Source organism: Flindersiella endophytica (assembly GCF_054779015.1).
In genome coordinates, this window is record NZ_BAAGYY010000031.1 from 20,554 (window position 1) to 45,139 (window position 24,586).

Genomic DNA, 24,586 nt, shown 5'->3' on the forward strand with positions numbered 1-24,586 from the left:
GGCTGCCCAGCACAGGATTCGAGTCCGCGCGCTCCCGCCTTGAGAGGCCTGGCGCCAGGGCACCCTATGGCGCTGACCTGCGACAACACCACCGATACGACTGCCGGGTGAATCCGTAGTCCTCGAATAGTTCGACCGAGGCGACGAACAGGAAGCGGCCGTGCGCGGTCCGACCGGCGATGACCTCAGGGACGGCCTCGACCGTGCCGCCGCCCTCGCCGGCGATCAGCGTCAAGGCCCCCTCCAGCCGGCCCGGGCGATGCCTTCGCGTCGATGCTTCTTGTCGGTGTAGAAGCAAGAGACTCGCCAGTCCGGTCTGGGTGGCGGATCCTCGTGACAGGCGCGGCGCTGTTGCCCGATGATCGGCAGTTCGTCGAACCGGCCATACTTCGTCCAGCCCTGCGCCAGCCCGGCGGAGTCGAAGACGAGTGCGGCATGAGTCCGGCCCGAGCGGACCAATTCCTCCTTGGCCGCTCGCTTGTCGACGCCCTCGACCTGGTGGTAGGAGCGACCGCCAGGAGTTCCGTGGTGGCTCATGCACCAGCAGCCGCCGAAGACGACACCGTTGCGCTCGACCAACTCGGCGAAGGCATCCCAGGTCGCCGCGTCAAGCGGCCGTACCGTGTATGCGGCCACGTGAGCCCCCGCGCCCGAGATTGTCATGGAGTCGATTCCTCCGTGCCGACGCTTCGCTGCGCCCAGACAGGCAAATCAGTGCTTCTGCCACGACCATATCGGAAGACGGGTGCGCGATACATAGGCTCCGCGGACCCTTGCTAGCGGCCTGGGCGCCAGCGGAGGCCGTCGCATAGACGGAGCATCTGGCCGAGCAGGTCGCTGCGGCGGAACGACCAAAGGATGGGACCTGGCCTAACCAGCGACTCTCTCCGCAGGCAGCCTGGTGATCGAGGCCTGTTTTGAACTCACCCCTCCCAGCTGACCCCATGTCAACGGCCCTGCGGCACGATCGCGAATCGCAGGTCACGCCTGTGCCTTCTCAGGCCACCGGCGCCGCCTGGAACCCGCAGATCAAACCCGCGCTCGTCGTGTTGGGGAGCACCCCAGCAGGGCAAACGTGTGCGGCAGAGCCCATCGGACCCCCTCCCTCCGCAAGCAGGGAGCCCGCACCGCCGCGCAAGCTCGCTGTAGAGCCCATGCCGGACCATTCCGCCCGTGCAGGGCGTCGCTGACCCGTCCCTGATCATTCCTGCGGTAAGTTTAGGGGATCGGACCCAGCGCGCCCAGTCTGGCCAACTCGCCGGAGCACGGCGCGGAACGCATTCGGTATACCGGAATGCCGCGAGCGGGGGCGGCACCTACCACGGCGAGAGTTATCATGACCTTCCTCTCACGTAACCCACGCCCTCGCAACGCCTTGTAACCGTAGAGGGTGACTGACGCCTAGGTAATCGAGGGCATACGCCTGGACCATGGGTGTACAGCACGCGAGGGCCGGGCAGAGGGCCTTCGGCTCTGGCAACGCGACTGAACCTTCATCGATTCTCGAATCGATCGCAATACGGTGGGGTGTCGTCGCCGATGCGATGTCCACAACTTGAGAAACTGTGGATGCGGCCAGCAAGCACGGCACGCGGGAGGGAGCTTCTCATGACCAGCACGACCGAGCAGACACGGTCCGGGCGCGGCGACGCGCTGAGCGGCCTGCAAGTCGCCTTTGACCGCCTCGTCAAGGTGCAACTGGACGAGCGGCGGCGAGCCCGGCAGGCGATCATCGAGTTCCTCCGGAAAACCAAGGGCGACGAGCGCCGAGCGCCAATCGACTCCGTCGCCGAGCAGACCCGTATCGGCGTCGAGGAAGTACACCTCGCACTCGGCTCGCTTCTTTCGGACGGGATTGTGCAGTTTCAAGAAGGCTTTCAGCTCGCAGTAGACGAGGACAAGCTCGCCGCGGCGGATCAGCACGAATAGCCGCGGATCGGTTGCTGCCGCACTTGTCGGCAGTTGGGGAGGGACCGTGTCTGGTGTGTTGACAGAACGCCATGACCGCTTTTGGGAATCCGCCAACGGAGATCCAGCAGAAGTGGCGTTCGGAATAGACTGTGATCGTATAACCTATTCGTCCGCATTCCGCAGACTGAGTGGAGTCACGCAGGTCGTTTCGGCGGACGAGACCGCGCTCTTTCACAATCGGCTCACCCATTCGATCAAAGTCGCGCAGGTGGGCATCCGCCTAGCACGCAAGATTCACGAGTTGAGGGACGAGCGAACCAGCGTTCGCCGGGCCATCGAGCGATTCGGCACCGGAGTCGACCCACGTGTCGTCAGAGCGGCCTGCCTCGCCCATGACTTGGGCCATCCGCCGTTCGGCCACATAGCGGAGAACGAGCTCCAGCGTATCCTGGCGTTCGGCGCCGACCCGGACGCCGACCACGGGCCGCCGGTCGAGTACCGCCTTCTGGACAGCTTCGAAGGCAACGCGCAGACCTTTAGGATCGTCACACGACTGTCGTTCAGGAGCCTGGACCTGAATCCACTGTCCCGCGCGCTGGATCCTACGCGGGCGACGCTGCGGGCCATCCTGAAGTACCCATGGATGAAGAACGAGGAACTGGTCCTGACCGACGAAACGCTCACAGAGAAGAGAAGAACGAAGTGGGGAGCCTACGACTCCGAAGCCGAGATCTTTCGCTGGGCACGTGGCCCCGCCGATGAGGCTGGCAGAGTGGTCGACTTCTTCGGAACGGACAGGGTCGAATACCGCACGATCGAGGCTCAGATCATGGACTTGGCGGACGACATCACCTATGCCGTCCATGACATCGAGGACTTCTTCCGCGCCGGACTCATTCCGCTCCACACCTTGCGGCACTCCAAGCACGAGTTCGAGCTCTTCTTCAAGCACGCTTGGACGCGCATCGCACCGACGCTTGGACGCGCGATCACACAACCCGACGCGTATGCGGTCATGGATGGGATTCGGCTGACGCTCTTCCCCGAAAGCGCCTACACCGGATCGCGGGCCGATCGCGAGCAGCTGCACGTATTCGCCTCGCAGATGATTGGGAACACGATCAACAGCGTGAAGGCCACTGGAGACGGCTTCCTGCTACCCGGTCGCGAGCAGCTCGCGGCCATAGAGATGCTCAAGGAGATGACGTGGTTCTACGTCATCAAGCGCCCCGCGTTGAGCTCGGCCCAGCGCGGCCAGGCTCGCCTCATCCGTGAGCTCTACCTCTCGTTGATCCACTGGGTGGACGAAGAACGTAAAGACCTCGAGAACATCGCGCTGGGCGCGGATGGCGTGGACTCACGTCGCTTCCCGGCGCGCCTCCTCGACTACCTCGTCGTCGCCTTCAGCTCCCGATCTACAGACGATACGCCAGAACGAAAGGTCAGCCGGGCGGTTGTGGACTACATCGTCTCACTGACCGAAAGCCAGGCGATCGCGCTCACCGCGCGCCTCTCCGGCACAAGCCGCCGCTCCATGCTGGAAACCTGGCTGCAGGGCTAGTCAAGCACCTCATGGCGCGTTGCCGGCGGATGGTGCGCGGTGCTACGGGGTTGCCTGCTACTCGGAGTGGCCGTTTTTGGAATTCTTCTGCCGCGGTTGCGAAGTCTCGGCATCATGTGTGGGTGAGTCACGCGCGGCTGGTCCCGATGCAGGAGGTTCTGCGCTACGCGCAAGGCGCCAACCGGACCGATGTCGAGCTGGAAGGCTTCGTCAACTATCACTTCGTCACCACCCCACCGGACGCGGCTGGCCTTCCCAGATTGATGCTCGAGGCGGGGATCAATCCAGCTGCTCCGGTCCAGTCTCCTGATGGTGCTCGTCGGCCTGTGATCAGTCTGCGGTCCAGTCCGTGGAAGGCCGGTCATGTCTCCAACCCGTGGCATGACGAGTTCGACCTCGACCATGGTCACATCCGCTACTACGGCGACCACAAACCGACCACCGCAGGGTTGCCCGGCGCGACATCCGGAAACCGTGCGCTGCTTGAGGCTTGGACGCTGCATGCCGCCACCAGTTCCGCCGAGCGCCTCCAAGCGCCACCGCTGCTGGTGTACCGCTCCGTCACTGTCGCGAGAGCGGGGCGCAACCGCGTCAAGGGACACGTCGAGTTCTGCGGGGCCGCCATCATCGAACGGCTCGAGCACGTGGTCCAGCGCGACCCGGAGACCGGTCGCAGCTTCCCCAACCTGGTACTCGACCTGGCCGTCATCGATCTCGCCGACACCGGTGACACCCTCGACATGCGCTGGATCGACGACCGTCGCGACTCCGCTCTGGAGTCTGCGCAGGCCGCCCGTCATGCCCCGGAATCCTGGATGCGATGGGTCAAAGACGGTCGCACTGCCATCCCGCGAGCCCGTCGACGCGTTGTCTCCTCACGCGTCCGCAGCGCCGAGGAGCAGCTGCCAGCTGTGGGTTCGGCCGAGGCGGACCTACTCGAGCGCCTCTACAGGCACTTCGACAGCCGCAAACACGCCTTCGAACTCCTCGCCGCCAGAGTCGGCGCCCAGATCCTCGGCCGCTCCGGCGCCCGGTACCACGACGGCTGGCTCACCCGCCCGGGTGGTGACGGCGGAGTCGACTTCGTCGGCCGGCTCGATGTTGGAACCCCTGCCAACAACACGCCCCTCGTCGTGCTCGGCCAAGCCAAATGCATCGCACCGACGTCATCGATCGGTCCCGACCAGGTGGCCCGCGTCGTCGCACGTCTACGCCGCGGCTGGATCGGCGTCTTCGTTACCACCGGCACCTTCACCCGCCAAGCGCAGGTCGAGGTCATCGACGATCAATACCCGCTCGTTCTCGTCGACGGCAAGACCCTCGCCGAACAAGTGCGCCGCATGGCCGCCGCCGACCATAACGACGACCTCGACGCACTGCTCCACTCCGTCACGGCCGACTATGACATCGCCATCACCAACCGGCGACCGGACGAGATCCTTTTCGGATAGCCGGACCGCTCGTCGAGCCATTGGACGGCACTCGCATGAGCTGTCGGGCTCTCATCAGCCTTCCGGTGCGCTTCAGTGTGATGGCCGACTGTACCTTCAGGAGGCTTTCTGAACGCACAACGTCCCGTTCAGAAACGTGAAGCCATGCGTTCAACGCCACGCGCGCGGGAGCGTCATGCGAGAATTCGTCGATGCTCCCCACCTACGACGTCGACCCAGCAGTCGACGTAGATGAGCGGCAGCTCGATGTGCTGACGCCGTACGAGGTCGTGCATGGCTTCGCAGCAATCGCAGGGTACCACCCGCTGATCGAGATCAACTGGGACGAGGCACGCGAATGCGTCGAAGCCGAGGAGCGCTGGTTCGAGCGGGCGTCGAAGGCGGCGGATGCTGCTGAGTTCGACGAGATATTGGGGACGGCACCCGAGATCGAGGCCGACGGCGACGGCGACTGGCTGTTCCGCTGGAACGAGGTAGGCGCAGCAGGGCTGGTGCTTGCGCTGTCAGCCGCCGGCTACGCCACATGCACAAGCTGCCGCGGGCACGTCGGCCTGACACACGAGCGTGCACCACAGGTAGGACTGAGCACAGAACCCGAGCGCCTCCGGCTCTCGGTCGATCATGCACGGCGGGCTGACTGCGGCGTGGAAACTAGCGGAGGCCTTGTCTGGGTTTACGGCCGGTCCGTCGCCGATCTCCATGCATTAGCCCGTCTCATCTTGGACGAACGCGTCGTGTTCGACGCCTTGCCGGATCCCCCGTGGAGAGCACGTGCATTGAAGGCACTCGAACAAGGCGAAGACTTCGAATCGGATGACAGCGAGATCGCATGACAAGGCTGTGTGCAACTACTCGCCTGACGAGTCGACCAAGCCGATCGAAAGGCGAGCGAGCTCCGGACGCAAACTGAGGACCCCGAGCACTAGGAGCGCTCACGACGATTTGCGTGATCGCACTTGCCACCGGTCATCGACTTCCACCATGAGACATGCTGAGTTGCCGGATCGACTCCTGTACGAGCTCGGCGACTCTGCCCCGTACGGCCAACTCGTCAACGCCAAGGAACGAAGTGTACGGCAGCAGTCTTCGCAGTCGCTTGGTGACGTCTCGGACGACCTCCCGGCGCGGAACTTCTGAGGCCTCCACCGCAGGCGTGGACAGCTCGTGCGCGAGCGCACGCGCCAACGGCGGGATACCACCGATCGTGCGTCGCTCGAACACCTGGTTGAGGTCCGCCTCTGACAACCGGCCTATCAGGCTGTAGTCGCGGACTCCGTCCGCCTCGTCGACGAGGACCTGCGCCTGCCACCACAGTCTCCCGAACGCGTGGCGGACCAGGCCCCGCCCGAGCCACCGTTCGGGATTGCCCAGGCCCCATCGCCACATGACGACGTCGGGCACCAGTTGGCAGGCGATGAAGGTCCATATCTCTGGTACCGCTGCCTCGGCCGGCACCAGATCCATGGTGCGGTGCAAAAGCGGTGCCAGTGTGCGGTCGAACGTCGTCCCCGTTCGCGGCCCTGGCGCGTTGGTCGGATATCCGAGGCTTCCGGCGCAGTTCCGGATGACCGACGCGCAGGTCTTGAGATGCTCGATACTGGCGGGAACGCCACCCGTCGGTGCGTAAGTGTTGGCCGGATGGCTCAGCTGCGCGCGAGCCACGAGCTCGGACGGCGGCAGCCCGTCGAACTGCCGGATCAGCAGCCTAGCCTCGTGGTCGGGAAGCCGGGGATAGAGCGTCGTCATTGCGCAGCACCTCGGTCGAGCCGAATCAGAGCGCCTTGAAGCCGGCAGGCGAATCGCCCTGGATCGGTCTCGCGAAGTTGGGCGATTACGTCGAGCGGCTCGTCGCCGAAGAGATTGGAGATCAGCGCCGACAACGAGGCGCCAAGACTGTCTGGGTCCTCCACACAAGTTGGCAGCGCATCCCTCCAGTCTTGCGTCAATGCACGGTCGATCAGTTGCCGTGTCACATCGGCGTGCAGCCACTCCAGAAGCCGTCTCTGAACCGGTGTCGGGCTGGCAGCTCGAACCGCCGCGTTCACGATCTCCTTCTCGTTCGCATTGAGAAACAGCCGGACGCCGCCAGCGGCTGCCTGTGCCGGGTCGGACGCGATGTCCAGATACCATCTGGCGTCGGCGTCCAGGTCGTGGGCGGCAAAATCCACGACGTAGATCGGAAAGCGTCCCACCTCGCCCTGGAGCTGGATCTCGGCCAGGTCCTCCACCAACACATCGCCGGCCCGCCCCGCCAGGAACTGCTGCGCGGTGGAAGCCTCCTCCGCCACTATCAAACGCGTGATCAGGCTCAGCCGCCCGGCGAGGTCCGATCCTCGGAGCGTCACCTCGATCGGCTCGTCAAACACGCCACCGATCGCACGGCGCGTGGCCAAGCCTTTGAGCTGTGCCGCAGAGGCTTGCCATTCGACGATCAGGGCAACAGGCGTGGTGGTGCCCAACTGCGATTCGTGCAGCAGATTGTTGACATCGATCCGTACCTGCCGTCGGAGCACGAGGTCGGTTTGATAGTCCCAGTCGGGGAGGTGCGCCGGCAGCGATCGCCATTCGCCTTCGTCGTCGGCGAGCAGCCAGGGCCCGAAGCCGGCGGCGCGGTCAGCGGGCCGTACGAACGGCATGACGTCCAGGTTCATCGAACACTGCCCTCCTCGACGTCGAGGTGCACTCTGGTTGCCGCACCCACAGCCGGACGGATCACTGCCAGCCATCGACGCGGCTCGTCCGGTTCGACGGTCAGCAGGTCGCCGGGCCGGACCATACCGTCGTCCTGGCTTCGGATCTCCAGTACTTCGGGTGTGTCGGCGCCTGCCGGAGGGTCTGACTCGCTGCCTTGGTCGAGCGCGACGAGCGGCCTGACGCGGACGGTGACGGGATACGACGCGCGATCGACCTCAAGCGTGGCGACGATCCGTGCCTCGTCACCGGAGCGCACCAGCCGCGGCCCGTCGACGATTCTCGCAAGCCGCCGCGCCGATGATCCCGGTCCTCCACGACCGGAGCCCGACGAGCCGTCGGCGCCGGTTCCGGTTGCGGTGGGCAGGAGGACGCCCAACCTGCCCGACAGGGCTCCGAGCGGGGGTTGAGCACCACCGGACAGGTCAGCCGAACCGGCGGATCCGGTGAACTCCTGGAGCAGTTCCGTGACGCGCCTCAGCGTGTACCGAACCAGGAGTGCTTCATGACGGTTCGGCAGCGCGTCGTGCACCCAGTCGTCGTGGGTGGGGGGTTCCGCTGCGGCGAAGATCGTGTCCAGCTCTCGGTCAGCCAGAAAGACGGCGCCGTAGTGAAGCATGTCGTCGGGCAGAGGCGGACCGGGGAGGTATCGAACCACCAACCGAGGCTCACGTAGCAACACGCAGTGTTGCCCGTTGCCGTCGAACGGGACGGCGACGTCATCGGGCCCACGACGAGTCGGCGCCATGTGAGTCCGCGCCGCGAAGGTGCCGAGTTGGGTTTCAGGACGTTGGCGTCGCACGGCCAGACCCCGTCGCTCGTTGAGATCGACGTACGCATCGACGAACGGTTTGAGTCTAGCTACCTGGCTGGGGTCGCGAACATGTACCCGGCGCCCGTCGGCCTGCACGTGACAACGGAGGGCGGGAAGACCGTCGCACGGCAGGAGCAACGGCCAGAGATGCCAGAGCATGGCCGAAGCAACGAACTCGCCGGCCTCCTGGACAGTCCGGGGGCGTTGGCTCTCCGGATCTGTGTCGTCGGCAATCGAGCCCAGCCGAGCACCGATCACCACGATGTCCGTGCCGAGATCCTCTCCCGCCATCGACGGCAACCCGAGATGCTGAGCGACAGCCTCCGCGTCGTCACCGAGCAGCGGGTCCGGTACATCGTCGTCGGCGATCCGACCCCACCAGTGCCGACCGGTGTAACGGCGTCCGGATTCCTCGAAGCTGTGTCCCAGCGCGACGCCGATGAGTCGGGTCTGTGGTATGCCCTGCCAGATGCAGCGGGTCCTGATGAGCACGGCACCCGCCGCACTGGCCGTGAAGAGGACCCCCTTGCCGAATCCGTAGGTTCCGCCGCCGTAGGTCTTGTCACGAGGCTCGCCGATATTCCGAACGAGATTGACGAAGTCGGGTGTCGCGGTTGTGGCCGTATCGGCGCGCAGCGGTCCGCCGAGCCCTGTTGTACCGCGGTCGCTGATCGTCAACATCGGTGCGTCGTCATCGGCGATGGCGTCGGTCAGGCCAAACGCACCGTGGCGTGACGGCTCCGGCAACAGCATTTCCGCCCAGCGGTCGAGAACCGTCCGACCGGGGCGAGCGATCTCGATGCCGAACCCGACGTCATTGTTGGGCTGTCGGGCATCCCAGCTGTTCTGCGCCGCTTCACGGACGAGCACGGCGAGCGGGTCCATGCGGGGTACGCCGAGCTGTTTCTTGATGCCTTCCGAGGCGGTCGATCCCTCCGGCGCGAACGGCTGGGACCACCAGGTGGGGGCGCTCACCGGACGGCGCTCCTTTCGAACAGGGCTTGCAGCCCTTCGCCTGTTCGCGCGTTCGGCAATCGTTCGACGAGGTCGAGCCGGTAGTGCAGCCGAGTGACCTGCTCCGGCAGCGGGCCTGTGAGGGACCGGCGCGTCAGTCGGGGGAACGGGTCCGCAACGTCTAGCGCCAGGATCTGCTCGATACGATATGCCGTTGCGCGGTAGCGATCGGCGTCGGTCTCGCTGTAGCCGGCCTTCGACAGCTGCTCGTTGAGGCCTGCGCTGTCGCGGCACAATGAACGGATCCGTTCGACGAGGTCCGGAAGCACGATCCCGTCGGGATGCGGCCTCAATCGGACGAGCAGGAGATGCAGCTTGCGGCCGAGGTCGTCCAGCTGGTCAAGCCCGTGGATCTCGATCTCCACGGCGGTCGGACCCAGCGCCTTTACCTCCAGATCGTGGCCTCCGAGCTGGAAGTCGTGCGGTGTGCGATCCGGCCCGGTCCATGTCGACCGGATCGGGACTCCGTCGTCGACGTTGAGAATCCGTTCCAGGGCCAACAGCTCCGCCAGGAGACCTCGAACCGCCTCCTCGGTCATGGGTTGGCCGCTTCCGCGTAGCAACTCGCGCCATTCGGACAGCACGCGCCCGCAGACGGCGGCCGGCGGGCCAGGTGTCGAGCCCAACGCGGCAAGCATCGCCGCCAGAATGTCGTCGAAGAGCATGTTCAGGTCGGGTCGGTGACACACGACGTCGACGTAGCGCCCGAGCTGACTGTCGACCGTGAGGTCGCGTCTGGTCAACCTGACATGGGCTGAGCGAAGATCCTCGACGATCTCCTGGCCTGGCGCGGTCGGAACCAACATGTGATGATCGCCGCGCTGGTCGACCGCCAGCATCGGACGACCGCCGGCGAGATGAAGATCCAGCGGATACAGCGCGTACGGCTCGCCCTGCGTCGGCCGAAGGATGGGCCAGATGTGTCGTAGTTCCCGCTGCCAGTCGCCCGGCGACGTTTCCCCCTGCATGGGTTAGGCGTCCCCCTCGTCTTCGTTGGAGTCGTCGGCTGTGAGCGCCTTGTCGACGTCCTCGTACTCGGACTCGTCGATCTCCCGGTTGCTGGTGTCGACCTGGACGTACTGGTTCTCCACGGAGTCCTGTGCGTTTCCCGGGAAGACCAGGGCCATCCCGACCACGTGCTCTTCGGCATTCATCGGCACGCGCGTCTCTCGGTTGGCGGGATCCGGCTGTGATCGCCGGTCGATCGGGTAGAGCAGCAGGAGGCCTCGGTTCCGGTAGACCGGATCGTCGTTGCGCAGGTCGACCAGTGCACCTTCCGACATCCGGCGTGCTCTGGCGGGATCGATGTCGAGGTCCACGACACGATCTTCCTTGCTCATCAGCGTCTTGATATCGGCCTTTGCATCGCCGGTGGTCTTCAGCTTTGACCGGTTGATCGTGCCCGTCTTGACGTCTGCGGCGAACTCGATCGCGTGGGCCTTGGTCGTAGATCCTCCGGGCGGGCCGCCCATGGCCGCGACCGTCCAGCTCAGCAGTGACTGGGACCTTAGGTTCTCCCTCTCGATGTACTCGGTGACCAGCCTGTGGTCGAGGTCTGGCGAATCGTCATGGACTCTGTAGGTTCGTAGGAACTCCAGGACGTGCCGGACGTCGACACGGCGGAGCAGGATGTGTCCGGAGCCTTTGTCCTCGCGGGTGGCGCCGTCGGCTATGGAGTCCGACACGAGTTTCTTCGCAGCGTCCAGGTTCTGCCGCAGCCAGTCCGGGTCGCTCTCCCGGAAGTAGCGCGTCTGCACTCGTCGGCCGCCGTAGGACGCGTAGGCGATCTTGGCGGCCCCCATCTTGGCCGTGACGTTCAGCACCGGGTGGGTCCGGATGCGTACGCCGACCTCGCGCGGGCTCAGGTTCTGCTCTTCGTAGCGTTCGATGTCGAGCCTGATCTCGTGTTCGACGGTCGCCAGGTGGCGGAACCAGGACTCGAGCTGCTCGGTCATCCAGATGCGAGGAAGATCTTCGTAGCCTGGGCGGAACCCGAACCAGCGGCCCATCTGGAGCAGAGTGTCGTAGGTGGTTGCGGCCCGTACGAAGAAGCTGACGACGAGGCCTTCGAGAGTCAGCCCGCGCGAGAGCGTGTTGCCGCCGACCGCGATCGCCACCACGGGTTCTCCCGAGTAGTCCAGGCGATCGCGACTGCGGAAGTTGTCCAGGATCACACGCGTGCGTCGAAGGATCGGATCGAGCTGCGACCGCAGCTTGTCGAAGGGCACGTGGCGCAGGTTGAACGAGGCCGCCTTGACCAGGGCCGTCTCGGAGTCCCACTGCGATCGAAGCTCCTCCAGAAGGTCGGTGTCGTTTCGATCGAGGCCTGCCAAGACCTCGTCTCGGAGGCTCTCGAGCGGCGGCTTGTAGGACTCGTGCACTCCCGTCTGCATACTGGTGTGGATGAGCATGGTGGAGTGGCCGTCGTCGCCGCGGCAGAGACGTGCGGCCGTCGCCATCCAGAAGTACAGCACGGACCGGCGCAACTCGGTTGTGATCTCGGGGCTGAATCCGGCGGCAGCCGCGCGCCCTCGCGGCCTCAACATGTCAACTGTGTCGTCCGGCACACGCCGGACCATGTCGTAGCCGTCGAGGTCGGTGCCTTCCTCGTCACCCTCGACCGCTTCGCGACCGAATATCTTCTCCGTCCCGAAGTAGCCTTCGGGACGAGGTAGGTTCAGGATGAACGTCTCGGGGTATAGGTCGCCCGAATTCGGGTCGATCAGGACGTTCGCGAAGGGTGTCGCGGTGTAGCCGATGTACGACCGCTTTGGGAACAGGCCCAGCAGATCGCGGATCACCGGATTGATCTTCGGGGTGGCGACGCTCGCCTGATCGGCCTCGTCGTCTACGACCAGGACCGGGATGGAGCCGAATGCGCCGGCGCGTGCAGCCGGTGCCAGCCAGCGGTGGAGCTTCCGCAGGACTGATTGGTTCTTCTTCACGATGCAGATCACCGTGCCACTGCCGTGCTGCTGAATGAACGCCTGTGCGTTCACCGGCTGGGCACGAAAGTCTCCGCGAGTCTCGGAGGTCGTGAGTGTGAACCAGGCGTCCTTGCGGAGATCCAGCAACTGGCTCTCCAGGCGAGCCTGCGTCTGCAGACGCAGGCCGTTGTGGATGCCGGAGAGCACGATGATCAGTCGATAGCCGATATCGGCCGCCTTGGCGATGACCGCCGTGAAGTTCGTGGTCTTGCCCGACTGAACGTACCCGACGACCAGCCCCTTCGTAACGAATGTCGTCTGCGCCGGATTCTGCGTATAGGCAATGATCTTGGAGGAGGCCGCGTCCAGCTGCTCAACCCGATCCTGCGGCCAATCGGCCTTGTTCTTGAGGTATTCGGGGAACGGCGGCCAATACCGATCTTGATCGAGCGGCCCTGAGTACCACGGCGCCATCCCGGGTGCAGAGATGATCTTCGGCGGATAACCGATCCGGACATTCTCGATCCGGGACCGGTACTCCTGCTCGTACTCCGCCAACTCCTCGTCGGAGAGGGGGCCTCTGAATCGGCGCAGCGCGATCTCCAACCCGTGCCGCGTCGCATGGTCGGCGAAGACTTCGAAGAACTCGTGCTCCATGTCAGGCGACCTTAGCCGGGAGCACCGACGAACCGTCGGAGCGGCCCGCTCATCTCAGCTCCGCCCGAGGGCCGCCCCGATGTGCCGTGCGAGAGCCTCCGCCAACTCAACCGGAACCGCATTGCCGATCTGGCGGGCTATCTCGTACTTGGGCCCCCACCAACGAAACCCGTCGGGGAACCCCTGGATCAGCGCCGCCTCGTAGGGCGTCAGCGCACGGTCCTCCACCGGATGCAGGTACCGCCCCTTCTCCGGCTTGTAGAACTCGCAGCGGATGGTCACCGACGGCCGTTCCCACCGGAGCCGGCCCATCACGTCCCGCGAGCCGGTGGTGTGCTTCAGCCAGCACGGGGCCTTGAGGGCGTCAGGAAGGTCCATGCGGCTTCCACCATATGGGATCGCATCGAACCGCTTCTTCGACAGCGGCGAGTAGTACCTGGTCACATGCAACTCGTCGGAGCGGTACGGGCCTCCCATCTGCCGTCCGTAGCGTTCGACGCTTTCTCGTTCCGGCAGCTCGATGTGATCTTCGGCGACCGACGGCACCACACCATCAAGAACGTTCCCCAGCGTGCGCCATTGGTCGGCGGGCTGACGGTCCCTGGGAACCTCCACCTGCTCGAGGTCCTTGCGCGTGCCGATGACAATCGCGCGCTTGCGCAACTGCGCCGACCCGAAGTCGGTGGCACGTACGACGTGAAAGTCCAGATCGTACGAGCTCAGCCGGCCGTGGCTCACCACTTGCTGCAACGCGGCGAACTGCTGAGACTTCAGGAACCTGTCGACATTCTCGAGCAGGAAGACCTTCGGTTGGATCTTGACCAACGCAGTTACGTAGTGCTCCCACAGATCGTTCCGATCGTCATCCTCCCGTTTCAAGCCGAGGTTGGAGAATCCCTGACAAGGCGGGCCGCCCACCACGACATCTGCCTCGGGCAGATCGCCGTCCACCCAAGCCGCAATGTCACCTTGCGTGATGTGCTCTGCTCCGAAGTTCTCGGCATAGGTCGCGGCGGCGTACGCATCCGCCTCCACCGCACCAACCGGCGTGAACAGGCCCGACTGACGAAAGCCCGCCGACAGGCCGCCGCAGCCGGCGAACAGGTCGACGACTCCATACCGGCCGCTCATGATCGACAAGGTACGTGACCGAGAACCGTTGCCGCCAGCGGGACACGCCAGGCTCTGGAGCGACAGCGAACCTCGGGCACCCGGCGGCGCACCACGGACCAACTCGTGAGCATGCGTTGGACATGAGCACGTCCCGTTCCTGTCCAACGACCACCACCATGGATGACGTCCATCAGCTGACCTCCGAGCAGATCCGTACCGAACATCATTGCGAATCTACAAGCACGCACCGACAGTCTGTCGACCGACGGCGGGCGATCCGCTCGAGGCCCGGGGTTCAGCATTCCAGACCAGGACGTACGCAGGACCTCAGTTCATGGAACGGAGTAGCTGACGGGCGATGGCCGCCGCGAGCGGCACCGGCACCGCGTTGCCGATCTGCCGTGCGATCGCGGACTTCGAGCCCACCCACCGATAGTCGTCCGGGAAGCCCTGGACCCGAGCTGCCTCGTGATGGGTCAACGCCCTGTGCTCCCGCGGATGGAGGTACCTGCCCTTCTCGGGCTTGAAGAACTCCGTCCGGATTGTGACCGAGGGCTTGTCCCAAGACAGACGGCCCATGACGTCGGCCGAACCCGACGTGTGCTTTCGCCAGCACGGCGCGAGAAGACGCTCCGGGATCTTGAAGCGGTTCTCACCTTCTCCGATGTATCCGAAACGTTCCAGTGAAACCGGCTCGTAGGTGCGAGTCAGATGGAGCTGGTCGGTCGTGAACCATCCGGGCAGCTCGATGTCGGCGTGGCGGGTCCACCGATCCGGCAAAGTGATGTCACGGACATGCTCCGGTAATCCGGACAGCACTTCTTTCAGTGTCGGCCAGGTCTCGCGACTGTGGGTGGCCTGGGGAAACCCTGGGAAGTCGAGGTCACGGTGGTGGCCGATCAGCACTGCACGCTTCCGGACCTGCGCTGCTCCGTAGTCCGCCGCGTTCAGGATACGAGCCTGGAACGTGTACGCCCGAAGCCTTCCCTTCGCGTGCGTCTGCCGCTCGAAGCGTTGCAGCTGAGGGGATGTCAAGAAGGTCGCGACGTTCTCGACGACGAAGTACTTGGGTTCCGCCTTGCGGATGGTGTCGGCATACCGGCGCCAGAGCTGGTTCCGCGCGTCCTCGACATCCTGCTTGCCGAGGGACGAGAAACCCTGACAAGGCGGGCCGCCGACGATCACATCAGCCTCGGGGACCTCCTCGGAGCGTAGCCAGTTCTCGATCGAACCGGTGAATGCGACGTCGCCGTGGTTCATTGTGTAAGAGGCTGCGGCTGCGACCTCGCTCTCGACGGCGCGCACTGTAGTGAACCGTTGGGACGCCTTGCGGAATCCCTGGGTCAACCCACCTGCGCCGGCAAAGAGATCGAGCATGCGGACGCTGGGTGTAATGGACGATCGAGCTGCGCGGACCATGGTAGGACGATAGCCGGCCGCTCGGACATATGAGCACGTCTTGGGGCACAATCGCTTCGTGTCGCTCCCGAGAGTACCGCCACCCGTGACCGACGCAGCCACGTCGCGGCGAATGTCCGCCCAGCGACGTCGAGACACCGAAGTTGAGATGTCGCTGCGCCGGCTTCTCCACGCCAGGGGACTCAGGTACCGCGTGAACGCGCCAATCCCAGGATTCCCCCGACGGCGAGCAGACGTGACGTTCACAGCCAAACAGGTCGCCGTGTTCGTGGACGGCTGTTTTTGGCACGGTTGCCCGCAGCACGGGACACAACCCAAGGCAAACGAGGCGTGGTGGGCCGAGAAGCTGCGTGGAAACGTGGCACGTGATCGCGAGACCGACCAACACCTCAGGGAGCTGGGTTGGATCGTGATCCGCATCTGGGAACACGAGGACGCCGCATCCGCCGCAGACCGAGTCGAGGCCGTCGTGCGGAGCCGCTGATCCGCTCAGCCTTGACAGAAGGTGACCGACCCTCAGAAAGGGCGTTCCGTCAGGCGGATTTCGCCCGGCGAGGTAACGCTCGCGACCATATGCGGTGGACTGGCGGACCAGCCCAACAGAGGCTCTGCGGGCACGGCGGATCCCGGCAGTATGATCATGGGTCATCGGACAGTGATTCGATCGCAATGCGTGACTCGATGTTGCTGCGAGAACCCCGTCGGTCGCTTACTATCAGCCACATGTCTGGCGAGCCACGATCCGATATGCGGTCCCGCAGCCGGCTCCCGCGGCAGGCTCGGCGCGCTCAGCTCCTGGATGCGGCCCGTGCGGTCTTCGTCTCCTCCGGCTACCACACCGCGGCGATGGACGACATCGCCGACCGCGCCGGGGTCAGCAAGCCGGTGCTCTACCAGCACTTCCCGAGCAAGCTCGAGCTCTACCTCGCGCTGCTCGACAGCTCCAGCGACGCGCTGACCGACGCGGTGCGTGCCGCACTCGACTCCACCCACGACAACAAGCTGCGGGTCCAGGCCACCATGCAGGCCTACTTCGACTTCGTCGACGACGACCTGGCCGCGTTCCGGCTGGTGTTCGAGTCCGACCTGACCGGCGAGCCGGCCGTACGCGAGCGAGTCGACCGCGTGGCACGCGAGTGCGCCGAAGCGATCGCCGTCGTGATCGCCGAAGACACCGGCCTGCCGCGCGACGAGTCCATGCTGCTGGCCGCGGGGCTGGCCGGCATGGCGCAGGTCACCGCCCGCTGGTGGGTGGCCGAGAACCGCCCCATCCCCCGCGACGCCGCCTCCGCCCTCCTGGCCACACTGGCCTGGCGAGGCATCCGAGGCTTCCCGGCAATCGGCGGAGCACAACGCAACGCAGACCGGACCGTCTCCGTCTACACCGATACCGGCAATGCCGCCGCATCGACTCAGTTGATCGAAGCGCTAACGGACCTCCTCGCGGAGAACGACATCGAGTTGTCCACGGCCGGTGAGCTGGAGACGTCGCCATGAAGGTATTCCAGCGATTCCGGCTCTGGGTGAAGCACGCTGCATCGCAGGACGAAGTCGCCAGGCGGCTCGAAAAGGTCGAGCACGCCCTTGAAACAATCGCGGTCCAAGAACCAATGAGCAGGGTTAACGACAAGAACGCCGATGCCCTGGCAAAAGTCACAAGCGCTCTGCAACACATCGACAATTATGTCGTACTCGTTGGCTCTCTAATCATTATAAAATCCACCGACGCCGCAGGTCGTCCTACCGCATGCGCCAGGACGCTCTCCGTCGCGGAGGTACGCTCCTTCGAGCAAGATGAACGCCTCCTGAAGTCTCCAGCCGACGCGCTCAAGCACCTCGAGCTGCTGTCCTCCCTCGGGCAGTCGGACGCGAGTTCAGCCACGGAATACCCGGCCGACGGCTAATCCTGCTCGCCATGACACCTTCAGGCCATACTCACAAGCCAACTACATCATCGCCTCCGGACACACAGGGCGGTTCAGTCCTCGACGCCGGGCATGGTTTGTCCACACCCAGAAGACGCTGCCCGCCTGAGGATGTCTCGCGTCTTTGATTGCCGGGTTGCCTCGCCGATACAGATATTGAGCGGTCCGCTACCCCCGTCTGTAAATATCCGGAATTCCGCCGCGTCCGCGTATCTCCAACCGGCTCGGTGTTCATCGGCTCGTCCAGATACCCGCCTCGCACGAGCCCGCTCCAAAGCTATGCCTTCTCGTCAGCGGGCTGTGGGTCGAGATCGGCGAGACTCTCCGGCCAGGGCCGTGCACGACATACGCTACGCCTCGCTGTCGCAGCCACGCCGAGTGGACGCCGCCGACACGGCGCAGACCGCACTGCACCGTTCTCGTTCCTCGCCAACGGTGCCCAGCTCAATCCGAGTTGAGCATCCGCCGACTGCCATCCAGCCGCCGACGCGGCGGATATGCGCGATCGGCTCGTAGACCCGTAAGGCCCAATCTCTATGCCCGCAAATCGGATGCAGAGATTCGTTTACCTTGGTCCTATGGCCACACTGGATCGGGCATGCCCCAGCATGCAGGGTTCCGAGTGGAGCCAGCTGTGTTGACGAAGGCGGCGCTCGTCGACGCTCTCACCTGCGCCGCCTGGCGGTGGCAGCCGTGGCACGCGTCGTCTCAGTGCTCTCGCACTCCCTACCTGCCGCTGAGCGTGAGGCACTCGCTGTGGAGCTGCTGGATGAGTCGAGAGATTCGGCAGTGGCGACGAGGGTAGAACCAGCGGTCCGCCTCATGATGGCAGTGGCCCGGACTGGGAGCGAATCTGGAAACGACTACTTGCCACGCAAACGATGCTCCGGCGGATCGAACGAATTCTCCGCCATGAGGCCCTCTACTTCGACTTCGGAAGCACCGCTGGAACGGTCCGAGACGCCGCCGACGACGTGGCTCGCGCGTACGCGTTGATATGCGACGCGCCACGCGTTGCCGGCTCGCGGCTCGAACAAGGCGACAGCTTGCACACCGTGCGACGGCGGATCGACATCGCCCAGGCTGAGGCGCTGGATGCCGAACTTGATGCCGTCCGCTACGACCCAGGCCCAAAAGCTGTGACCTGGACGATCGAATACCACGAGAGCGGTCGCTTCGTTGCCGAACCATCCGCCCCAGCTGACGAGGGCCCTGCAAAGCTGTCGGGTTTCGCACCCACAAGCTCCATAACTCGATTCCGATCCGGCCTGCGCCGATATGGCGTACCGTCGACAAAGTGCAAGCAGTCTTGATCGGCGCTGCCGCAGGCCTAGCGGGCGTCCTACTCGGAGCATGGCTGGCCGGACGACGCGAAGACAAGAACTGGCTGCGAGACCAACGACTCCGCGGAGCCGTGGAATTCATCGTCACCAGTGCCGCGCTCTACGACCGCCTCCTCCAGCTACCAGACACGGAATTTAAGCCATCAGAGAAGATTGAGTGGCACAATCGCATAGAAAACGGACGAACCACGATCCACCTCCTATGCTCGCCACGCGGAAGGGAGTTGATGGACACGCTGATCCGCCTAGTCAAGGCGACAACGCCTACGGCTAGCAATGACCACCGTGCGCAAGTCATTCATACGCTGCAGATGTTCACTACTCGGATGAGGGCCGAGCTCGGCAGTGACGTTCGCCGGGCGAGGATAAGGGCCACGTCGAGGCGGTCTTGACAGGCAACCGGCCGATCAGGACCTGGAGAGCCCAGTGCACCTGGTCCAATCTCATGCTTTGCCAGGCCCGGTCCAGCCTATCGGCGGGAGGTCTACGCAGTCGGAGCCGCAGGCGGAGACTGCGCCGACCTGGTGGGGACCGCAAGCTCCTGAAGATACTCATCTCCGTAGCGCTCGAGGATCATTTCGATCCGACTACAGAATGCAATGAACGCCACCTTCGACCCCGGTCCGGCAGCGTAGTGTCCGAGGCCGCGAGCAAATGCCCACCCTTCGGCCTCTAGCTCCTGCGGTAGTTGACGATTCATGCGCCAACGAATGCCGAACTTGAAGACGCCTTCGACCGCCGTGATGATCGCGACCATCAAGCTGAAGATGAAGGCGGGAAGATCAACCAAGGGACCCTGCAATGCCAGCAGAGCGGGCACCAACATACCCAGCATGGCCCCTGCGGAGCGAAGGACGAGCGACTGCCGCCTGCTTGAACGCTCCCAGTGCTTGGCGAGGAGCACGTGATCCCGCCACCTCGCATCCTGCTACGGCTACCGCGCCAAATCCGTCCCCACCCCGTCCCGGCCAAACACGCCAAAGGACAGAAGAAGACCTTCCTCGAACCAGAGCCTGCCCAGGCTCCCGTCGTGAAACGGATCTTCGACTGGCGACAGGAAGAACGACTCGGCTACCAAGCCATCACCGACCGGCTCAACACCGACCTCACAATCAACGCCCGCCGGTGCCGACCGACCCCACCCGGGCAACCGGACGCTGGACTTACCACAACGTCCGCGACATCCTCAGCAACCCCAAATACACCGGACACATGGTCTGGAACCGCCGAGCACGAAAGACCGGCACCAACACCGTCAACGCCGTCAGCGAATGGATCTGGTCCCCCAAACCCGTACACGAACCACTCGTAAACCTCGACACCTTCATCCAAGTCCAGCAGATAGCCGGCCACCGGTTCGGCTCCCGCTGCGCACCCGGCGCCAACACCAAGCACCCGCAAACCAAGCATTCCTACCGCCTACGCACCTACCTGTTCTGCGACCTGTGCAACCGCCGCATGTACGGCAAACAGCGCTGGAAACACCTCTACTACGTCTGCGCACCAAAGAAGGCCTACATCCCACCCGGCCACCCCGGCCCCCACACCATCTTCGTCCGCGAAGACGCCCTCCTGAACCTACTCGGGCACTTCCTGAACACCCACGTGTTCGGCAACTACCGCACAACCCTGCTGGCAACCAGGCTGCGCACCATCGACGCCGACGCCCAACGCGAACGCGAACAACAGGCAGCAGCCCTCCAGCGCAGCATCACCGACACCGACACCAAGATCCAACGGGCGATCCGCAACCTCGAACTCCTCGACAACCCCGACCCCGACTTCGTTCGCGACGCACATCGACGGCGCGCCGAGCTCCGGGCCCACAAGCTGCACCTCGAGACCAAGCTTGCCGAACTCGAACGGGCCACCCAGAACGCACCCATCCCCGGCCTGATCGACGCACTACCCATCGTCGAGACCGATCTCCAACTCGACCAGCTACCCGAAGAAACCGCCCGGCGGCTGTTCGAAGCCCTGCGCCTGAAGATCACCTATAACAAGACCACCAACCAGGCCACCTGCCACATCACCCTGACAGCACAAACCATCACAGCGGCACAACACGCCGCACACAACGCCATCACCGCCCAGCGGCAGGCAGCAACCCGCAAACACCCGGCAAACGACAAGGACCAGGTCAACGCCACAAACGACGGACCTGGTCCCATCCTTGTCGTGCCCCCGGCGGGACACACAGCAGAACCGCAAACTCTGAAAGCGCTGGTCAGCGCAGCCTCGTCATCGAGTGCACGGTCAAGGTCTCGGCTCGTGGAGGCTCGAAATGACCGAATCCTCGCTGCCCAGCCCTTCTGAACGCATCATCAAGTGGTCGACCGCTGCTGCCGTCCTGTGCGTGGCGACCGTGGCCGCTGTCGTGTCCTACGACCACGCATACGCCCTTGTCCGGACCTATGGTGAGGACGGCTGGACGGCCCGGCTCGTCCCGCTGACCGTGGACGGTCTGATCTACGCGAGCAGTATGGTCCTGCTCCATTCCGCCCGCCGCCGACTCCCCGTCCCGCGGCTTGCCCGCTGGCTGCTCGGCGTCGGCATCGCTGCCACGCTCGCCGCGAACGCGGCCCACGGACTCGGACATGGCCCGGTGGGTGCGATGGTCGCCGCCTGGCCGGCGGTCGCCCTCGTCGGCACCTACGAGCTACTCATGCTGATCATCCGCCGCACCGGTCCCGCACCCGCAGCGGAATGCGACCCCGAGCCTGTACCCACTCCCCTACCCGCAGCCGAGCCAACCGGAAGGCCCGTACTCACGGCCATACCCGACGTACCCGAACCCGATCCGCACCAGGTACGCGCCGCAGAAGCGTTCGCCGAGAAGCTCGCCGCCGGGATCGTTCCGTCCGTTCGAGCCATTCGGAACGAGATGCGCGTTGGTCAGCCTCGCGCCCAGCACATCCGCTCCTATCTGACCACGCTCGTCGCCGCGCAGAACGAGGGTCAGGCATGAGCACGCGAACCATCCCGTGGCGGCTCGTCGACGAGCTGCACGCGTTGGCCGACCAGTTGGCGGCCGGCGAGCTTCCCGAGCGCGGCGCAGCAGCCGAGCTTGGTCGCAAGATCGAAGCCGCGATCAACGAGCGCCGGCCGAAGCGCAGGCCGCACGAACGTACGACCCAAGCCCGTCTGCTCGCCCGGCACCTGTCGCAGCGGACCGGCATGGACGTCAGCCTGTCGTATTCGCCGTTCAAGGGCTACGACGGCAAGGTCACCGGCTGGAAGGTCGAATGGACTGACGGCCCTGCCGACCTCACCTACCACGTCGCGGCACTGGCCGACCGCGTGCCGGCGATCGACACAGCCGCGCTGCACTACGAGCGGTGCCAGACCGACCGCGCAGGCGTCGCCGCGCTGATCCGTCATCTGGACACTCACTCAGACGATGGCCCTGCGTACGCCGCAACATGGCACGACCGGTGGGACGGTTCGCGGTACCACCGCTTGGACGACCTCGCCCGCCGCGCCTGGGACACCGCCGACTACCCCGAACGTATGGACGACCAGACCGAACGCCTCGCCGCAGCCGTCTTCAGGCTCGCCGGCCACGACCACCAGCACCTCGGCTCCTGGTACCTCGACCACCGCTGTCTTGACCGCCTGGCCGAACAGATCAGGCACGACGGCTGGCCAGCCGCCCGCGTCCGGCTTGCCGCGCTCGCCAGCGGCCAGGGAGGTGCGTGAGCAGTGGTTTCCCAGCAACATTCGTCCGGAACATCTAGTCTGCGGTGGATGCGCACGAACGTCTACGTGGACGGGTTCAACCTGTACTACGGCTGCCTGAAAGGCACGCCATACCGATGGTTGGACCTTCGCGCACTGTGCCGCCTGCTCCTGCCGCGCGACACCATCGGTCGCATCCGCTACTTCACTGCCCGTATCCAGGCTCGGAACAACGACCAGCACGGCCCGGTCCACCAAGCAGCGTATCTGCGTGCGCTGGCGACTCTGCCCGAGATCAGCATCCACTTCGGGCAGTTCAAGACCGGCGCGGTCCGGATGCCACTCGCCCATCCGTCACCGGGCGTGCCTGCGACGGTCGAAGTGATCAAGACCGAAGAGAAGGGCAGTGACGTCAATCTCGCCACCTACCTCCTCGCCGACGCTTTCCAGAACGACTGCGACGTCTCGGTCGTGATCAGCAACGACTCTGACCTGTTGGAACCGATCCGCGTGGTCTGCCACGACCTCGTCCGACCGGTCGGCATCATCAACCCGCACCCGCCGTACAAGCGCAGCCGCGAGCTGCTCACGATCCCACCGACGTTCTACAAGCAGATCCAGCGCAGAGGTCTCGCCCGAGCCCAGTTCCCACCCACCCTGACCTACGCCCAAGGCATGATCCACAAGCCAGCAAACTGGTAACGCAGGGTAGAAAACGCAGAGGCCCGCCGAAGCGGGCCTCGCACCCAGCCGCCTAGGCAACTGGGGGGATGTCTTTGACTATACCCGATGTACCGCGTTGTCACTCATACAAGGTCGACCTGCGTCGTGGGATGCCTATGACCCGCTCGTCCCGCCTGCCTTGGTCTCGCGGTCAAGGGCTGCCATCGCCTCGGTCAAGCCTGGGTAGTTCGCGTCCTCGGCCATGACGCGTTCGAGATCTTTCCGTGCCTGCGCTCGGCGGTTCTGCGCGAGGTAGGTATTGGCTCGCTCAAGGTAAGCCCGACGGCGGATCTCGGCATCCACAGTGCGGCGGCGAAGCGCCTCCTTGAGAGCCTCCGTGCAGCGTCGAACATGCCGCCCATGCGCAACGCCCGCGCCCGCAACACCAGCAGGAACGCATGGGCATCCGTCTCGTTGCTCAGCCCGTTCGTCATACCGATGACCTCATCATGACGGCCGGCCTCGCTGTACAACTCGGCGAGCGAGACAGCGGCGCTGAACGTGGGTTCCAACTGCTCGACCACGTCGATTGCCTGATCCAGACGTTCGGTGCCCTGAAGAAGCTCAGCGAGAGTCAGGCCTGCTGCCTCTCGCCCAATCGGAAGGGCCATCTGGACACCATCGGCCACCTCAAGAGTGACCGTGGAAGCGCTGATGTACTTCTGAACGAACGGATGAGAGGAGACGTCATGCCCTGACTTGACGGCGGCAGTCAACGCGGGTTCGGCACGTGCAAGGTCCCTCGCCTGGTACGCGTATAGACCTTCCAACGTGGCGCAGAGCGGCGTCCAGTCTGGATGCTCCGACGCGATGTTCGACAGGCGTGTCCAGTCTGGCTTTTCGACAAGTGCCTTGAAGAGCTGCTTCTCTGCCTTGGGAGCGAGTAGGCCCGGCTTGACCGGTGCTGGAGGCATGGTTTGCGTCGGTCTGCGCTGAGCAGCCGCCGGACGACTCGCCGAGGACCGTCCCTTGGGAACTGATGCTGAATAAGACAGGCCAGTCCCTGGGAGACCTACGGTGCCGACCGTCCTTCCACGGGCTGTACGTGTTACGCGCGCTCCTCTGGTTCCTACGGAGTAGCCGACGCCACTCCGCGATACCGTCATGCGAACACCAGGAGCCAGCTTGAAGCTCTTTCTCATCTTGAAACCCATACCGCACCTCCTACGATCCTGCGGTGATCGGGATTACCGGCAGTCTAAAGCGGCCTCGGCAGGGCGCACGTGTTGCCAGTCGTGGCCCACTCCGAGGGCACGACTCTGGGACGAACGCCCTGCCATCTGCGGAAGGGCATTCCTCGTACATCTCGGACTCCTCCCCGAACTCGACTCAAAGCAGGTCGCAACTGTCCCGATTCGG

Annotated in this window: 21 protein-coding genes and 2 pseudogenes; 11 read left to right on the plus strand and 12 right to left on the minus strand. The window is 64.7% G+C overall.

Features of this window, described 5'->3' with window-relative positions; genetic code table 11:
- Positions 1-64 precede the first annotated feature (64 nt).
- Together ACYVF6_RS35785 and ACYVF6_RS35790 are read right to left on the minus strand one after the other, a co-directional pair.
- Positions 65-235 (minus strand): hypothetical protein, encoded by a 171-nt coding sequence (locus ACYVF6_RS35785; RefSeq protein ID WP_460528009.1) that lies wholly within the window; start codon positions 233-235, stop codon positions 65-67.
- Positions 232-663, minus strand: coding sequence for a hypothetical protein (locus ACYVF6_RS35790; protein WP_460528011.1), 432 nt, complete (start codon positions 661-663; stop codon positions 232-234). Before ACYVF6_RS35790 ends, ACYVF6_RS35785 begins: the two co-directional genes overlap by 4 nt.
- A gap of 945 nt (positions 664-1,608) precedes the next feature.
- Here ACYVF6_RS35790 and ACYVF6_RS35795 point away from each other — a divergent pair.
- The 4 genes from ACYVF6_RS35795 (at position 1,609) to ACYVF6_RS35810 (ending at position 5,756) form a co-directional block, all read left to right on the plus strand.
- Entirely contained in the window at positions 1,609-1,929 is a 321-nt protein-coding gene (locus ACYVF6_RS35795) for a hypothetical protein (RefSeq protein ID WP_460528014.1), read from the plus strand.
- A 46-nt stretch (positions 1,930-1,975) separates the two neighbouring features.
- Complete coding sequence (locus ACYVF6_RS35800; protein ID WP_460528016.1) at positions 1,976-3,472, plus strand: deoxyguanosinetriphosphate triphosphohydrolase family protein; 1,497 nt, start codon at positions 1,976-1,978, stop codon at positions 3,470-3,472.
- Between the two features lie 122 nt (positions 3,473-3,594).
- Positions 3,595-4,923 carry a restriction endonuclease gene (locus ACYVF6_RS35805; RefSeq protein ID WP_460528018.1) on the plus strand — a complete coding sequence of 443 codons (1,329 nt, stop codon included), beginning with the start codon at positions 3,595-3,597 and terminating at the stop codon, positions 4,921-4,923.
- 191 nt (positions 4,924-5,114) lie between these two features.
- Positions 5,115-5,756, plus strand: a complete 642-nt coding sequence (locus ACYVF6_RS35810) for a hypothetical protein (RefSeq protein WP_460528020.1) — start codon at positions 5,115-5,117, stop codon at positions 5,754-5,756.
- A 133-nt stretch (positions 5,757-5,889) separates the two neighbouring features.
- On the opposite strand, the gene ACYVF6_RS35815 is transcribed toward ACYVF6_RS35810, so the two are convergent.
- From ACYVF6_RS35815 to ACYVF6_RS35845, 7 genes are all read right to left on the minus strand, one after another.
- Positions 5,890-6,669 (minus strand): DUF6339 family protein, encoded by a 780-nt coding sequence (locus tag ACYVF6_RS35815; RefSeq protein WP_460528022.1) that lies wholly within the window; start codon positions 6,667-6,669, stop codon positions 5,890-5,892.
- The gene (locus ACYVF6_RS35820; protein WP_460528024.1) at positions 6,666-7,574 is read right to left on the minus strand and encodes a hypothetical protein; all 909 of its coding nucleotides are present in this window, start codon (positions 7,572-7,574) and stop codon (positions 6,666-6,668) included. The genes ACYVF6_RS35815 and ACYVF6_RS35820 overlap by 4 nt, the downstream gene beginning before the upstream one ends.
- Complete coding sequence (locus tag ACYVF6_RS35825) at positions 7,571-9,403, minus strand: hypothetical protein (protein WP_460528026.1); 1,833 nt, start codon at positions 9,401-9,403, stop codon at positions 7,571-7,573. The genes ACYVF6_RS35820 and ACYVF6_RS35825 overlap by 4 nt, the downstream gene beginning before the upstream one ends.
- Positions 9,400-10,410: a PD-(D/E)XK motif protein gene (locus ACYVF6_RS35830; RefSeq protein WP_460528028.1), complete on the minus strand. Its 1,011-nt coding sequence runs from the start codon at positions 10,408-10,410 to the stop codon at positions 9,400-9,402. Before ACYVF6_RS35830 ends, ACYVF6_RS35825 begins: the two co-directional genes overlap by 4 nt.
- 3 nt (positions 10,411-10,413) lie before the next feature.
- A complete protein-coding gene (locus ACYVF6_RS35835) occupies positions 10,414-13,026 on the minus strand; it encodes a Z1 domain-containing protein (RefSeq protein ID WP_460528030.1) in 2,613 nt (870 codons plus the stop codon).
- Between the two features lie 54 nt (positions 13,027-13,080).
- The gene (locus ACYVF6_RS35840; protein ID WP_460528032.1) at positions 13,081-14,157 is read right to left on the minus strand and encodes a DNA cytosine methyltransferase; all 1,077 of its coding nucleotides are present in this window, start codon (positions 14,155-14,157) and stop codon (positions 13,081-13,083) included.
- A 309-nt stretch (positions 14,158-14,466) separates the two neighbouring features.
- Positions 14,467-15,516: a DNA cytosine methyltransferase gene (locus ACYVF6_RS35845; RefSeq protein ID WP_460528034.1), complete on the minus strand. Its 1,050-nt coding sequence runs from the start codon at positions 15,514-15,516 to the stop codon at positions 14,467-14,469.
- A 127-nt stretch (positions 15,517-15,643) separates the two neighbouring features.
- Here ACYVF6_RS35845 and ACYVF6_RS35850 point away from each other — a divergent pair, with 127 nt between their 5' ends.
- The 3 genes from ACYVF6_RS35850 to ACYVF6_RS35860 all read left to right on the plus strand — a co-directional run bounded on the left by ACYVF6_RS35850 (position 15,644) and on the right by ACYVF6_RS35860 (position 17,462).
- The gene (locus ACYVF6_RS35850; protein WP_460528682.1) at positions 15,644-16,042 is read left to right on the plus strand and encodes a very short patch repair endonuclease; all 399 of its coding nucleotides are present in this window, start codon (positions 15,644-15,646) and stop codon (positions 16,040-16,042) included.
- Positions 16,043-16,281: 239 nt separating this feature from the next.
- Positions 16,282-17,055 carry a TetR/AcrR family transcriptional regulator gene (locus ACYVF6_RS35855; RefSeq protein ID WP_460528036.1) on the plus strand — a complete coding sequence of 258 codons (774 nt, stop codon included), beginning with the start codon at positions 16,282-16,284 and terminating at the stop codon, positions 17,053-17,055.
- Positions 17,052-17,462, plus strand: coding sequence for a hypothetical protein (locus ACYVF6_RS35860; protein ID WP_460528038.1), 411 nt, complete (start codon positions 17,052-17,054; stop codon positions 17,460-17,462). Before ACYVF6_RS35855 ends, ACYVF6_RS35860 begins: the two co-directional genes overlap by 4 nt.
- A 1,848-nt stretch (positions 17,463-19,310) precedes the next feature.
- Here ACYVF6_RS35860 and ACYVF6_RS35865 read toward each other — a convergent pair.
- Positions 19,311-19,736, minus strand: a pseudogene (locus ACYVF6_RS35865) (DUF4231 domain-containing protein); the annotation flags it as partial.
- Here ACYVF6_RS35865 and ACYVF6_RS35870 point away from each other — a divergent pair.
- The 4 genes from ACYVF6_RS35870 to ACYVF6_RS35885 are packed head-to-tail and all read left to right on the plus strand — an operon-like array spanning position 19,628 to position 23,206.
- Positions 19,628-21,142: a recombinase family protein gene (locus ACYVF6_RS35870; RefSeq protein WP_460528040.1), complete on the plus strand. Its 1,515-nt coding sequence runs from the start codon at positions 19,628-19,630 to the stop codon at positions 21,140-21,142. The pseudogene ACYVF6_RS35865 and the gene ACYVF6_RS35870 overlap by 109 nt on opposite strands.
- On the plus strand, positions 21,111-21,794 hold the full coding sequence (locus ACYVF6_RS35875; protein ID WP_460528042.1) for a DUF2637 domain-containing protein: 684 nt from the start codon (positions 21,111-21,113) through the stop codon (positions 21,792-21,794). The genes ACYVF6_RS35870 and ACYVF6_RS35875 overlap by 32 nt, the downstream gene beginning before the upstream one ends.
- Entirely contained in the window at positions 21,791-22,525 is a 735-nt protein-coding gene (locus ACYVF6_RS35880) for a hypothetical protein (protein WP_460528044.1), read from the plus strand. Before ACYVF6_RS35875 ends, ACYVF6_RS35880 begins: the two co-directional genes overlap by 4 nt.
- Positions 22,526-22,573: 48 nt before the next feature.
- The gene (locus ACYVF6_RS35885) at positions 22,574-23,206 is read left to right on the plus strand and encodes an NYN domain-containing protein (RefSeq protein WP_460528046.1); all 633 of its coding nucleotides are present in this window, start codon (positions 22,574-22,576) and stop codon (positions 23,204-23,206) included.
- Positions 23,207-23,400: 194 nt separating this feature from the next.
- Here ACYVF6_RS35885 and ACYVF6_RS35890 read toward each other — a convergent pair whose 3' ends face one another.
- Positions 23,401-24,141, minus strand: coding sequence for a hypothetical protein (locus tag ACYVF6_RS35890; RefSeq protein WP_460528693.1), 741 nt, complete (start codon positions 24,139-24,141; stop codon positions 23,401-23,403).
- Between the two features lie 81 nt (positions 24,142-24,222).
- Positions 24,223-24,381: pseudogene (locus ACYVF6_RS35895) on the minus strand (DUF4236 domain-containing protein); the annotation flags it as partial.
- Between the last annotated feature and the right edge of the window lie 205 nt (positions 24,382-24,586).